This window comes from Phyllobacterium ifriqiyense (assembly GCF_030817885.1).
Classification (GTDB): domain Bacteria; phylum Pseudomonadota; class Alphaproteobacteria; order Rhizobiales; family Rhizobiaceae; genus Phyllobacterium; species Phyllobacterium ifriqiyense.
Map to the genome: position 1 here is coordinate 783,410 of NZ_JAUSZT010000002.1, position 13,739 is coordinate 797,148.

General features: G+C 51.7%; 13 protein-coding genes and 1 pseudogene. 10 read left to right on the plus strand and 4 right to left on the minus strand.

Annotation, left to right across the window (positions count from 1 at the left end; all coding sequences use genetic code 11):
* Positions 1-43: 43 nt before the first annotated feature.
* The 6 genes and pseudogenes from ytfQ to QFZ34_RS05300 all read left to right on the plus strand — a co-directional run bounded on the left by ytfQ (position 44) and on the right by QFZ34_RS05300 (position 6,601).
* Positions 44-1,009, plus strand: coding sequence for a galactofuranose ABC transporter, galactofuranose-binding protein YtfQ (gene ytfQ, locus QFZ34_RS05275; protein ID WP_307277824.1), 966 nt, complete (start codon positions 44-46; stop codon positions 1,007-1,009).
* Between the two features lie 71 nt (positions 1,010-1,080).
* Complete coding sequence (locus QFZ34_RS05280; protein WP_307277826.1) at positions 1,081-2,598, plus strand: sugar ABC transporter ATP-binding protein; 1,518 nt, start codon at positions 1,081-1,083, stop codon at positions 2,596-2,598.
* Positions 2,595-3,557 (plus strand): annotated as a pseudogene (locus QFZ34_RS05285) (ABC transporter permease); the annotation flags it as partial. The gene QFZ34_RS05280 and the pseudogene QFZ34_RS05285, both read left to right, overlap by 4 nt.
* A gap of 51 nt (positions 3,558-3,608) precedes the next feature.
* Entirely contained in the window at positions 3,609-4,586 is a 978-nt protein-coding gene (yjfF, locus tag QFZ34_RS05290; protein ID WP_307278974.1) for a galactofuranose ABC transporter, permease protein YjfF, read from the plus strand.
* Between the two features lie 146 nt (positions 4,587-4,732).
* Positions 4,733-6,049: an NAD(P)H-dependent oxidoreductase gene (locus QFZ34_RS05295; RefSeq protein ID WP_307277829.1), complete on the plus strand. Its 1,317-nt coding sequence runs from the start codon at positions 4,733-4,735 to the stop codon at positions 6,047-6,049.
* A gap of 192 nt (positions 6,050-6,241) precedes the next feature.
* Positions 6,242-6,601 (plus strand): hypothetical protein, encoded by a 360-nt coding sequence (locus QFZ34_RS05300; RefSeq protein WP_162802565.1) that lies wholly within the window; start codon positions 6,242-6,244, stop codon positions 6,599-6,601.
* On the opposite strand, the gene kynA is transcribed toward QFZ34_RS05300, so the two are convergent.
* The 3 genes from kynA to QFZ34_RS05315 are packed head-to-tail and all read right to left on the minus strand — an operon-like array spanning position 6,602 to position 9,427.
* Positions 6,602-7,441, minus strand: coding sequence for a tryptophan 2,3-dioxygenase (kynA, locus tag QFZ34_RS05305; protein WP_307277832.1), 840 nt, complete (start codon positions 7,439-7,441; stop codon positions 6,602-6,604). It abuts the gene before it with no gap.
* On the minus strand, positions 7,438-8,673 hold the full coding sequence (kynU, locus tag QFZ34_RS05310; protein ID WP_307277835.1) for a kynureninase: 1,236 nt from the start codon (positions 8,671-8,673) through the stop codon (positions 7,438-7,440). Before kynU ends, kynA begins: the two co-directional genes overlap by 4 nt.
* A 16-nt stretch (positions 8,674-8,689) precedes the next feature.
* Positions 8,690-9,427, minus strand: coding sequence for a GntR family transcriptional regulator (locus QFZ34_RS05315; protein WP_307277838.1), 738 nt, complete (start codon positions 9,425-9,427; stop codon positions 8,690-8,692).
* 166 nt (positions 9,428-9,593) lie between these two features.
* On the opposite strand from QFZ34_RS05315, the gene QFZ34_RS05320 reads away from it, so the two are divergent.
* The 4 genes from QFZ34_RS05320 to QFZ34_RS05335 all read left to right on the plus strand — a co-directional run bounded on the left by QFZ34_RS05320 (position 9,594) and on the right by QFZ34_RS05335 (position 13,152).
* Positions 9,594-10,511, plus strand: coding sequence for an ABC transporter substrate-binding protein (locus QFZ34_RS05320; RefSeq protein ID WP_307277841.1), 918 nt, complete (start codon positions 9,594-9,596; stop codon positions 10,509-10,511).
* A gap of 95 nt (positions 10,512-10,606) precedes the next feature.
* A complete protein-coding gene (locus QFZ34_RS05325; protein WP_307278977.1) occupies positions 10,607-11,389 on the plus strand; it encodes an ABC transporter ATP-binding protein in 783 nt (260 codons plus the stop codon).
* A gap of 1 nt (position 11,390) precedes the next feature.
* On the plus strand, positions 11,391-12,305 hold the full coding sequence (locus QFZ34_RS05330; protein WP_307277845.1) for an ABC transporter permease: 915 nt from the start codon (positions 11,391-11,393) through the stop codon (positions 12,303-12,305).
* Positions 12,306-12,324: 19 nt separating this feature from the next.
* Entirely contained in the window at positions 12,325-13,152 is an 828-nt protein-coding gene (locus QFZ34_RS05335; RefSeq protein ID WP_307277847.1) for a hormone-sensitive lipase, read from the plus strand.
* Positions 13,153-13,219: 67 nt separating this feature from the next.
* Here the strand turns inward: QFZ34_RS05335 and QFZ34_RS05340 are convergent, their stop codons facing one another.
* Positions 13,220-13,486: a helix-turn-helix domain-containing protein gene (locus QFZ34_RS05340; protein WP_115053994.1), complete on the minus strand. Its 267-nt coding sequence runs from the start codon at positions 13,484-13,486 to the stop codon at positions 13,220-13,222.
* Between the last annotated feature and the right edge of the window lie 253 nt (positions 13,487-13,739).

Here is a 13,739-nt window from a genome sequence, read left to right on the forward strand (position 1 = left end):
CTGGGAGGATCTTAACAGTTTGACCATTTAGGGAGGAGAAGTTATGGCTTTTACGAAGAGAATTCTGCTTGCCACTACGGTGGCGATTGCCTTTGCCGGGTATGCCAATGCGGCAGATTTGACAGTTGGCTTTTCGCAGATTGGCTCTGAATCCGGCTGGCGCGCCGCTGAAACGTCCGTATCTAAAATCGAGGCGGAAAAGCGCGGTATTAACCTGAAGATCGCCGACGCCCAGCAGAAGCAGGAAAATCAAATCAAGGCGATTCGTGGATTCGTCGCTCAAGGCGTCGATGCAATCTTCATTGCGCCGGTCGTTGCGACGGGCTGGGATACTGTTCTCACAGAAGCCAAGGAAGCCAAAATTCCGGTTATACTTTTGGACCGCACAATCGAAACAGCCAGTGATGATCTGTATTTGACAGCTGTGACGTCAGATACAGTGCACGAAGGCAAGGTTGCGGGCGAATGGCTGGTGAAAACAGTAGCTGGCAAGGATTGTAAAGTCGTCGAATTGCAGGGAACTGTGGGCTCGAGCCCGGCAATCAACCGCAAGAAGGGCTTTGAAGAAGGTATCGCATCTGCATCCAACATCAAGATTACCCGGAGCCAGACAGGCGACTTTACCCGGTCCAAGGGCAAGGAAGTCATGGAAGGCTTTCTGAAAGCCGAAAATGGCGGCAAAGACATTTGCGCATTGTACGCCCATAATGATGACATGGCTGTCGGTGCAATTCAGGCAATCAAAGAAGCAGGCTTGAAGCCAGGCAAAGATATTCTCGTCGTGTCGGTTGACGCGGTTCCGGATATTTTCAAGGCCATGTCTGAGGGCGAAGCCAACGCAACCGTTGAACTGACCCCAAATATGGCCGGCCCGGCTTTTGATGCGCTCAAGGCGTTCAAGGATGACGGAAAGGCCCCGCCAAAGTGGATCCAGACGGAATCGAAGCTTTATACGCAGGCGGATGATCCAAAGAAGGTCTACGAGGAGAAAAAGGGTCTGGGATACTGATCAAACCGTCATTGCCAGCTGCCCTATCGGGCGGCTGGCTACTGATTGACAATACGCTCGCGAGAGGCGCAATGACGGAACATCCCAGTCTTCTGGCCGTAGAAGGCATCTGCAAATCATTCATCGGATTTAAAGCTCTCGACAGCGTCGATTTTGCCGTTCGCCCCGGAGAAATCCATGCACTTCTCGGCGAGAATGGTGCAGGAAAGTCGACGCTTATCAAAGTACTGACAGGCGTGCATCAGCCCGATTCCGGCGTGATAAAGATAGACGGGCAGCCTGTGAGCGTGCGCGACACGCAGCATGCGCAAAATCTGGGCATCGGCACCGTCTATCAGGAAGTAAATCTGCTGCCGGATATGTCTGTAGCCGATAATCTTTTCATTGGTCGCCAGCCAATGCGTTTTGGCTTCGTTAACCGCAAGCTGATGGAAAAAAGTGCAAGGGAGCTTCTGACCCAGTACGATCTCCATCTGGACGTCTCATCGGATTTGTCCCGCTATTCCGTCGCTGTCCAGCAGCTTGTGGCAATTGCCCGCGCTGTCGATATGTCAGGACGGGTTCTCATTCTTGACGAGCCGACAGCCAGTCTCGACCGCCATGAGACCGAAATCCTGTTCGCAATTCTTCGCAAGTTGCGAAGCCGTGGCCTGGGGATTGTCTTCATTACCCATTTTCTCGATCAGGTTTATGAAATCTGCGACCGGGTGACGGTCCTGCGTAATGGCAAACTGGCCGGAAGCGCATTAACAACAGAGCTTTCAAAAATTGAGCTTGTTTCGCTTATGCTCGGGCGAACATTGGCTGTTGCCACACATAATACGCGCCGTGACCGGCCCGCTCCCGAAATCAGACAATTTTCTTTCAAAGGGCTCGGACGCAGTCGCAGCATCGATCCATTTGATCTGGATATTGGCGAGGGCGAAGTTGTTGGCATGGCGGGACTATTGGGTTCTGGGCGCACGGAAACCGCTAAAGTTCTGTTTGGTATTGATGCCGCAGACACAGGGCAGATTCACATTGATGGTGATCCGGTGCTTATCCGGACTCCACAGGACGCAGTGGCCTGTGGCTTTGGCTTATGTCCGGAAGATCGCAAGTCCGACGGTATAATCGGTGATCTTTCCGTGCGGGAGAATATCTGTCTTGCGCTGCAAGCGCATAGGGGCTGGTTCCATCGCCTCTCAACTCAGGAGCAGACTGTACTAGCTGATAAATTCGTCAAGGCTTTCGATATTCGAACGACCGACATCGAAAAGCCGGTGAAATTTCTCTCTGGCGGTAATCAGCAGAAAGTCATTCTTGCGCGCTGGCTTGCCACCAATCCACGGCTTCTCATTTTGGACGAACCAACCCGCGGCATTGATGTGGGTGCTCATGCGGAGATTATTGCCTTGATTCATCAATTGTGTGACGACGGCATGGCCCTGCTTGTTATCTCATCGGAAATCGATGAGATCGTTGCCTATAGCAGCCGCGTTGTCGTTTTGCGTGACCGTGCCCATCGCGGTGAAATTTCCGGTGATGATATTGTTCCAGCTAATATCATGCAGATGATTGCTGCTGAACCCGAAAGGGCATCGGCATGAGCGGTCCGCGTGTCACAGCACTGACGAAGGCCATGCCGCAGCTGCTTACGCTCGTGCTGATATTATTTCTCAACTATCTGGCTTTCCCCGGATTTTTCGACATACGCCTTCAAGACGGGCGGTTGTTCGGTAGCCTGATCGACGTGCTCAACCGGGGTGCGCCGGTGATTATCCTTGCAGTTGGTATGACTGCTGTCATCGCGAGCCGCGGTGTTGACCTTTCCGTTGGTGCAGTGATGGCGGTGTCCGGTGCGATAGCGGCAACGATGACCGTTGCCGGATATCCCCTGCCGATCGTCATTCTTGCCACGCTTGGGGTAGGTTTGTTGTGCGGATTGTGGAACGGTATTCTTGTCGCCTATTTCGACCTGCAACCCATCGTGGCAACGTTGATTTTGATGGTTGCCGGGCGGGGTATCGCGCAGCTGATTACGGAAGGTTCCATCGTCACCTTCAATGAACCTGGCCTGATATTTTTCGGAACCGGATCATTTGCCGGGGTTCCGATGCCTATCCTGATTGCGTTGCTGCTTCTCATCGTGGCGATTGCGGTTGTCCGGCGCACAGCACTTGGGCTGCTGATCGAATCCATTGGTATCAATCGCAGCGCCAGCAATTATGCAGGCCTGAACAGCAAGCTGCTGCTGCTTGTAATCTACGCTTTCTGCGGGTTTTGCGCCGCATTGGCGGGGATCATTATTGCAGCCGATATACGTGGAGCGGACGCCAATAATGCTGGTCTTTGGCTGGAACTGGACGCTATCCTTGCCGTCGTTGTCGGTGGCACGTCGCTCTTCGGCGGTCGGTTCTCCATTCTCATGTCGGCGCTGGGAGCGGTCATCATTCAGGCAATGAACACAGGAATACTGCTGTCCGGTTTCCCGCCAGAATATAATCTCATTTTGAAAGCGCTGGTCATAATCGTGATCTTGCTTGCGCAGTCATTCTCATCGGCTGGCGGCTGGGCATTCGTTAAGGCAGAATTCGGTACCACAAGGGCGGAAGAGCCAGTGAACACACGTCTTTTACCTCTTTATGCAACATTGCTGATCTGTATCGTTGCTTATGCTGTCTGCGTCTTTCAGTTCCCCATGATGTTTTCAACGCGGGTCGCCGGAAATTTGCTGACTGACAACGCGTTTCTTGGAATTGCTGCCGTTGGTATGACCTTTGTCATTCTCTCAGGTGGCATTGACCTGTCGGTCGGATCGGTGATTGCCTTCACCGGCGTATTGCTTGCGGTGCTGATCACGCATTACGGAATTCATCCCCTCATCGCTTTCGCCATTGCGCTCGTCATTACGACTGCTTTCGGGGCAAGCATGGGTGCCGTTATCCATTATCTGGAAGTCCCCGCCTTCATTGTTACGCTGGCAGGAATGTTTCTGGCGCGAGGCATGTGCTTTGTCATGACGACGGATTCAATACCGGTCAATCATCAATTCTATACATATCTGCAGGGATTATATTATCTGCTGCCGGGTGGCGGAAGACTGACTTTCATTGGCTGCCTGATGCTGCTGATCTTTGCATTTGGCATTGTAATGGCCCATTTCAGCAAGTTTGGCTCATATATTTATGCCGTCGGAGGAAATCGTACTTCTGCCGAGCTTATGGGAGTGCCCGTTGCCAAAACAACCATCGGCATCTATGCAATGTCGGGCTTTCTGTCAGGGCTCGCGGGTATCGTCTTCTCTCTTTATACTTCGGCCGGATATTCTCTTGCAGCAGTTGGTGTCGAACTTGATACAATTGCGGCCGTAGTTATTGGCGGAACCCTACTGACCGGTGGCGTTGGCTATGTTGCGGGCACTTTCATCGGCGTAATTATTCAGGGCATTATCCAGACATACATCGTTTTCGACGGAACTTTGTCGAGCTGGTGGACAAAGATCGTTGTGGGAATACTTCTCTTCTCATTCATTGCCTTGCAACGTCTGTTGGTGTTGCTGTCATCGAAAAGAACGGCGACCCTTACCAAACCATAACTGCCGAATAGGTTTTTCGGCCCTCTAGCGCCAGCGTTTCGCAGGCCAAGGTCATAACAAATCCTGGATTTTCGCTACAAAGCGGCATAGTCAGTTGCCAATCACGCGTTCTCGTCCTATTCCAGTTATAGAACATTGGAGGAATTATGAATACAAATGTTGCATTGACAGGCTTGGCGCGGGATATGCAGGCGCGCGCTGATACGGGACGCCCAATCCGCATTGGCCTGATCGGCTCCGGGGAGATGGGAACCGACATCGTTACACGCGTAGCGCACATGCCGGGTATCGAAATCGGCGCTATTTCAGAGCTCAATACGCCCAATGCGCTTAAGGCGGTGGATATCGCCTATCGCGAGGAGGGGCATTCGCGTGAAGTATCGAATGCTTCCGCTCTTACACAAGCCATGGAAGCCGGTAAGATTGCTGTCACCAATGATGCGAATCTCATTCTGGAAAACGGACTGATAGATGTCGTCATCGATGCGACAGGCGTGCCGGCGGTTGGAGCCGAGATCGGTCTGCGGGCCATGGAGCACGGCAAACATCTGGTCATGATGAATGTTGAAGCTGACGTCACTATTGGCGCCTATCTCAAAAGCGAGGCTGATCGGCTCGGCGTCACCTATTCCCTTGGTGCGGGTGATGAACCTTCCTCTTGCATGGAGTTGATCGAGTTTGTTTCTGCCATGGGCCACCCGATCGTTGCTGCGGGCAAGGGCAAGAACAATCCTCTCAATATTGATGCCATTCCTGACGATTACGAGGAAGAAGCAGCGCGCCGGCACATGAATGTCCGCATGCTCGTCGAGTTTGTGGACGGTTCCAAGACCATGGTGGAAATGGCGGCAATTGCAAATGCAACAGGGCTTGTCCCGGACAAGCCAGGCATGCACGGTCCTGCCGCAACCCTTGATCAGCTTTCCAAGGTACTGGTACCGGAAAAAGATGGTGGTGTACTGTCGAGAGTTGGCGTCGTTGACTATTCCATTGGCAAGGGAGTGGCTCCCGGCGTGTTCGTTATTGCCGATATGTCGCATCCTCGCATATCAGAGCGGATGGAAGATCTGAAAATGGGCAAAGGTCCCTATTTCACATTTCATCGTCCCTATCATCTCACCTCTCTTGAAGTGCCGCTAACATGCGCGCGCGTCGTTCTGTACGGTAAGGCGGATATGGTTCCTTTGGCCACGCCGGTTGCAGAAGTGTGCGCTGTTGCCAAAAAAGATATGAAACCCGGCGACAAGCTCGATGCTATCGGGGAATATTGCTATCGGGCCTGGATCATGACTGCTCCTGAAGCGCGGTCAGCTGGTGCAATTCCTTGCGGACTTTTGCAAGGCGGCTTGGTTACGGCCCCGATAAAAAAAGGCGAGCTCATCACCCATGCCAATGCCGCCACAGCTCCGGGATCCAAAATTGTCGAGCTTCGCGCACGGCAAGACAAGTTGGTCTACGGTTGATTGATCAAACTATATTTCGTTGTCGTAACGAACAAAAATTGTGAATATTTAACAGCAAGTTAGACAGAGGCTCATGCTTCTGCCTAACTTGCGTTCCGTGTGTATAAAGCTGGTTCTAGCCTTGCAAAAAGCCTGTCAAGTACCAATATTAATAATTGGTTAACGACTGAGTCTTTGATGCAGGAGTGCTCCATGCCAGCCTATCAAATAAAGTTTGCCTATCTGACGAAGTACAAGCAGTCGCGCCATCTGTTTCACCAACTGGTGATTGCAGACGATGAAGCAAGTGCGCTGGCGCAAGGACGGCAGCTCATGAGTAAACGTTCACCCCAGGCTAGAATCATCCACGAATCCTGCACACTTCGTCCCGATAGCTCCGAAGTCGAAAGCGCAACAGCCCATGGTTGGACGCTTAACGACAATTGGTGGTCCCGCCCGATTAAACCGGATGACGATCTTGCAGCGATTGCAAAACATGGCTTTACCCATAGCAATCATATTCACGCCAAATCTGCGATGGACTGTGTTGCCATAGATAAATATGCCGCGTGATCATAGATCGGTCCGAACAGCCCAAAGCTCCGGGAACAAAACGACGTCGAGCATTTTTCTCAAGTAGTTGACACCTGAAGTCCCGCCTGTCCCGCTTTTAAAGCCGATAATGCGCTCGACAGTCGTGACGTGGTTAAACCGCCAGCGCCTGAAATAATCCTCAAAATCCACCAGTTTTTCGGCAAGCTCATAAAGCGACCAATGTGCTTCCGGATCGCTATAAATAACCAGCCAGGCGGCACGGACGCTTTCATTGGCCTCATAGGCCTGCGAACAATCGCGTGTCAAAATAGACTGATCAATGGGAAACCCTTGCCGGGCTAAAAGACGGATCGACTGGTCATAAATGCTTGGTGCCTGCAAAATCCTTTCAAGCCATGCGTGAATATCGGCTTTATGCGCATGCGGACGCATCATCGCCGCGTTCTTATTGCCCGCCAAAAATTCAATTGCACGATACTGAAATGACTGAAAGCCGGAAGACATGCCAAGCGCCTTGCGAAATGTCGTATACTCGCTGGGCGTCATGGTTCTCAGCACGTCCCATGCGGAATTCAACTGGTCAAGAATGCGCGAAACCCGAGCAAGCATTTTGAACGAGGGTGCAAGATCATCTTTGGCAATGTGATCGCACACGGATGTCAATTCGTGAATGACCAGCCGCATCCAGATTTCGGAAGCTTGATGTTGCACGATGAAAAGCATTTCGTCATGCGCATCGGAAAGCGGGGCTTGCGCAGTCAAAATTGTATCCAGCCGCAGATAATCGCCGTAAGACATCCGTCCGTCGAAGGACATCTGTGCGCCCTCGCCGGAGGGATCGTAAGGTGTGCGCGTCATGTGACCGCCCCGAGTACACGATATTCGTGTGCATCCCAGCTGCGTGTTACCAGGACTTCCTTGAGTATAGAAACGGCGTTTTCGACATCAGCAAAACTCAGATAAAGAGGCGTAAATCCAAAGCGGATAATGTCGGGTGCCCGGAAATCGCCAATCACACCCCGGGCGATCAGCGCCTGCATGATGGCGTAGCCATTTTCGCATGAATAAGAAACCTGGCTCCCCCGCTTATCGGCGTCTCTCGGCGTGACCAGCTTTAGGTGATATTCCGCTGCAAATTCTTCAACGCCTTCGATGAAGGTGTCGCACAGCGCCGTCGACTTCATCCGCAAAGCTTCCATGTCGACATCATTCCAAACTGACAATGCTTCATCCAGAGCGATCATTCCCAGAACTTGCGGTGTTCCGCAAAGATATTGTTCGATGTTTCTGGACGGAGCATAGACAGTTTCGAAGTTAAAAGGCGCACGATGGCCAAACCAACCCGATAGTGGCTGATTGAATTCTCCCTGATGAGCCGGATTGACATATAGAAAAGCCGGAGCGCCGGGGCCCCCATTCAAATATTTATAGCCGCAACCTATAGCGAAATCGGCATTTGCGCTGGTCAGATCCACGGGCATTGCGCCCGCTGAGTGAGCCAGATCCCACACAACAAGGACACCTTTGTCGTGGGCGGCCTGCGTTATTGCCGCCATATCGTGACGGTAGCCGGTACGATAATTGACATGGGTAAGCATGAGAACGGCTACATCATCGTCAAGCGCGTCAGCAATGTCGGCCGGTTTGTCAACCAGCACAAGCCTGTGGCCTTTTCCTATCTGTTTTGCCACGCCTTCTGCTATGTAAAGATCTGTTGGAAAGTTTTCTCTTTCCGAAACAATCTTGCTGCGTCCGGCATTGAGCCCGAGAGCGGCTGACAGCACCTTGAAAAGGTTGATCGATGTGCTGTCGGCGGCAACGACGGTTCCTGCAGGCGCGCCGATCAAGCCGGCAATTTTATTTCCCACGCGTTGAGGCAGATGGACCCAATCGGCAGTGTTCCAGCTTCGAATGAGTTGTTCGCCCCACTCTTCACTTATGGTTTTTGCAACCCGCTGCCTCACGGTTTTCGGCAGCGCGCCCAATGAATTACCATCAAGGTAAATTACATTATCGGGCAGCTCGAATCTGTCGCGAAAGGACCTTAGCGGATCAGATTGGTCGGCTAAAATGGCTTTGGTGCTCGTCATGGGTTTCATTGTTCCATCAGGCCGCTGTGTCGACAGAAGGTATGCCACCAGCGCGGGCCAGTTTCAAAAATGCCTCTTTGGCGAGGCGGACGTGATCAATCAGCAAGGCCTCGGCCTTCAATTTGTCTCGTGCGAGTGCTGCTTCGAGCAGGGCTGTATGCGCTTCGATGCCAAGCGCTTCACGGGATAAGACAGCATTCCCGGCTGCTCCTTCCGCAGCACGGTTCAGGTGATCTATGCGCAGGATTATATGTCGCCTATATCGCTGCAGCTGCGCCGTGGTCTGCTGGGCAAAGCTCATGAGCCATTTTGAGGATGTTCCCGCTATCAGCGCCAGATGGAATTCGGCATGAGCGATATCCCATGCATCTATTGCCTCTGATTGTGAAAAAGAATTGGGCGTGACGCAAGTGGCAAGGCGGTAATGCGCGCTGACCAAATTAGCCTCCCAGTTGCGGTCACCTTCGGCGATGGAACGCGCAAGCAATTCAGTTTCAATCACGGACCGGGCGGTCTCAAGATCTTCAAGTTCTTCGAGCGTCATAGTGGCCACACGAAAACCTTTGTTGGCTTCGGTCGTGACGAAGTTTTCAGCATGAAGGCGATTGAGTGCTTCACGCATGGGAGTAGCGCTTGTGCCAAGCTCGTGCGCCATTGTTCGCAACCGCAATGATTGTCCAGGCCGCAACTCTCCATTGAGGATGCGGGATCGAAGCACGGTATAGAGGCCATCAGATTTGACGCTATCGGCCATTTGGTCCCTTTGTCACGTTGGTGCTTAATTCCATATTGTATATCATTTCACGTTTGTTATACTATTTTCAAGCTTTACAGAGCGGAACATATAAAAAGGGAGAATCGGATGGTTTTGGCACACAAATTGGCCCGTCTAACAATAGGTACGGCGCTCGGACTTGCTTTTGGGTTTGAGTGCCGCGGCCGCAGAAACCCGCATTGGCATTGCACAGTTTGGCAAACATCCCCAATTGGATGAGACGGTTACTGCTTTCAAGGCGGAGATGACCAAGCTCGGTGTTAGTGATGCCGTCTATGATGAGCTCCAGGTTAACTTTGATGCCACGCTGATCCCGCAAATGGTAACCAAGCTGGCCTCCAACAGTCCGAAGCTTATTTTGGCTGTCACGACACCCGTTGCACAAGGCGCGCGGCAGATCGTCGGAAATACCAATACGCCAGTTGTTTTTGCTGCCGTTACGGATCCAGTTGCAGCCAAGCTGACACCATCCTGGGAGGCTGGCGATAAGGCGATGACCGGAGCCTCCGATCTGCAGGATGTTGCCTCCGTAATTACCTTCATCAAGAAGCTGCTGCCAGATGCAAAGCGCATCGCATATCTTTACAATCCCGGCGAAGACAATGACGTTGCTGTACTCAAATTGATGCAGGAAGTCACCAAGGCGCAGGGTCTGGAACTCGTTGAAGTCGGCCTCGACAACACGAACGACATTCCAATTCGTGTCGGTTCACTTGCAGGAAAAGCTGACGTGATTTACGTGCCGGGCTCCAATCTTGTACAACCAGCCGTTCCGGCTGTTGCGGCGGCGGCCCTGAGCATCAACATTCCCGTTGTCAATGCCTCTGCGCAAGCGGTACGCGATGGGCTTGTGGCAGCGGCTTTCGAAGTTTCCTACACCAAAGTTGGTCAGAACGCGGCAAAACTTGCCTCTGAAATTCTGGCCGGAAAATCGACGGAAAGCCTGGCGCCCATCAAACCGGCTTATGAAGACCATGCTGCAGCCATAAATGAAGCCGTTCTGGCAAAAACCGGACAAAAAGTGCCGGATAGCCTCAAAGATTGCGGTTGTTTCGTCAAATAAGCCTTCTCTTACAAGCCATAAGCATATAGTTCCCGCCTGTAGCGCGGGAACTATCATATTATAGCGGCTCAGCTTAAGGGGCTCACATGACCGACATGCTCTCCGTCAAGGGCGGCACCAAAATCTTCTATCGCGGCACGCAGGATGAACGACGTGCTCTCGATGGATTGGATGTAACACTTAAATCCGGTGATTTTTGCATCGTGATTGGTAGTAATGGTGCTGGAAAGTCGAGCTTTCTCAACGCTGTTTCCGGTAAACTGCCGCTGGATTCCGGCAAAATATTCATTGACGGTCAAGACGTCACAAAGCTAAGCGCCCATCGCCGTGCCCAGTTCATTGCCAGAGTCTTTCAAGATCCGATGATAGGCACTGCTCCGACCATGACAATCGGCGAAAACATGCTGCTTGCCGAACTGCGGGGAAAACAGCGCAGCTTTGCCTATGGGCTGACAACATCCCGCCGCGCTCGATATAGCGAGCAATTGGCTGAACTCAATCTTGGATTGGAAAACCGCCTCGATATGCAAGTCGGGCTGCTATCCGGTGGGCAGCGTCAGTCACTTTCGCTGGTCATGGCCGTTTCAACACATCCAAAACTGCTGCTCCTGGATGAACACACGGCTGCCCTTGATCCCCGCACTGCCAAACTTGTCATGGACACGACAGTGCGTGCCGTCGATGAGCTCAAGCTCACGACAATGATGGTCACGCATAATATGGAACATGCCATCAATTACGGTAACCGGATTATCATGATGGATGCTGGCAAGGTTCTTGTAGATATTGGGCCCGAAGAGAAGCGCGGCATCACAGTGATGGACCTTATTGACCGGTTCCATACAAAGTCTGACGCAATCGCGTTGCAGGGGGCCTAAGATGCTGGATGTTTTTAACAGTTTCTACGGGCTCATCCCGGTCACAATTGCGCAAAGCCTCATTGTTTCCTTTGTTGTTCTTGGCGTTATGTTGCCATTCCGTATCCTGAATTTCCCGGATCTGACATCTGAAGGTGCGTTTCCGCTCGGCGGGTGTGTTTGCGGAACCCTGATAGCGGCCGGGGTAAATCCTTTTCTCGCCGTTTTTATTGCTCTGCTTTGCGGATTTGCGGCGGGTTGCACAACGGCGTTTATCCACCTCCGGTTCAAGATCAACACGCTCCTTGCCGGTATATTGGTGATGACGATGCTCTACAGCATCAATTTGCGTATTATGGGCCGCACAAATATTCCGCTTTTTACCTATGACACGACCTTTACTTTATTGGCCGGACCGGCTGCCAATTTCGCATGGGTGAAAATTGCGATCGTAGGGGTACTGGTCGCGCTTGTTGTTGCCGCGATGTTGTACTTCTTCATGTCGGAGAAAGGCACATCAATGCGTGCGGTCGGGGCGAGCCCGGATATGGCTGAAGCGCAAGGCATCAATGTCAGCACTGCGACGATCATTGGGGTTGGTGTCGCCAGTGCGCTTTCTGCCACAGGTGGAAGCATCATGGTTCAAACTCAAGGGTTTGCCGACGTCAATATGGGTTTTGGCATTCTTATCAATGGACTTGCTGCTCTTATTATCGGTGAAGCGATTACCGGTCGTCAGACGATCTTGCGGCAAATCCTTGCCCCCATTGTCGGGTCGTTGGTTTATTACCAGTTGATCTCATTCTGCTTGACGCTGGGACTTGCTCCAGCAGACCTTAAATTTGCCACTGGTGCCTTTGTGCTCCTGATGCTGGCTCTGCCGAATCTGCGCAAGTCCGGCGGAGGAAACCAGATTCGTGAGAAAATAAGGGAATAATCACAATCGGGAGATAATCATGACGAATGCTATCGATTGGGATGATGCCTATTCCAACTTCGCCTATATTCCGGACGGAGCCAGTTATCCGCAAAAATGGCGTACAGAGGCAGCCCAGTTCCGGTCGGAAATGGATGATAAAGGTCTGCTGAAGGCAGATATCGCCTATGGCCCAGATACGCGAAACCGACTCGACCTTTTCATGCCTTGGGGCGATCTAAAGGGCATTATGATATTTGTCCATGGGGGCTATTGGAAAGAAGATTTCGACAAAAGCGTGTGGTCACATTTGGCAAGGGGTGCGCATGCTCATGGATTTGCTGTTGCCGTTCCATCATATGTGCTCTGCCCGCAAGTTCGCATCAGCGATATTACGGTTCAGATCGGTCTTGCCATCACCAAAGCCGCAGGAGAAGTTGCAGGCCCGATTCATTTGACCGGGCATTCAGCAGGTGGCCATCTCGTGGCACGCATGGTTACAGTCACATCGCCATTGCCGCAAACGATCCGTCAGCGCATTCGCAAGACCGTTCCGATATCTGCTATCACGGACCTTCGGCCTTTAATGAAAACAAAAATGAACGAGACGCTTCATCTTGATGCCATAGAAGCGCGGTTGGAGAGCCCGGCTTTGCTCGAACCGCAAGAAGGGATCGACCTTACTGCATGGGTTGGTGCCGATGAGCGTCCGGAGTTTATCAGGCAGAATGCATTGCTTGCCAATATATGGGCTGGCTTTGATTGCAGCATTACGGCTGTTGAAGATCCGACAAAGCACCACGCCAATATTATCGAAGGCCTGACGAAGGCGGATCATCCGCTGACGCGTACATTGCTGGGACTGTAGCAAAAAGGCTGCCAGGATTGGGATATCACCCTGGCAGCCTTTTTACCGATTTGTTGTTATCGAAGTGTCAGGCGCTAAGGCGCTTTGAATCCTCAATGATCATTGCATTGCTCGGCAAACCGAGTGCATGAGCAATACGTTCTAGCTTGCTCGGGTCCGAATTTTGACCGCTTTCAATAGTCTCGATTTCGAGAGATGTCAGACCGCATGACACGGCCAGATCTTCAATTGAATAACCGAATTGTTCGCGAAATGCCCTGACAATATTAATACCATTGGCTAAAGCTGTTGTAATCGATTCTGGCAATGAATAGTTATCGATGGTTTTGTTCATCGCTTTGCTCCTAACGTGAATGGTTTGGTTAACAAATCGGAAGGCAGAACTTATACGTCCGTCGGTTTGGATCAACCCTTTTATGCCTGTTCACATAAAACGTGATCGAAAACTATGTGGAGCGCTTGCCTTAAAGTAGCACCAAATCTCGGTAAAATGACAAATATGCCGATCGTTGACTTGACCAATTGCTGAAGAATATCAGTGGATTGTAACGCCGCTGTGTCACTTGCAGCTCGACATATATAGGTAT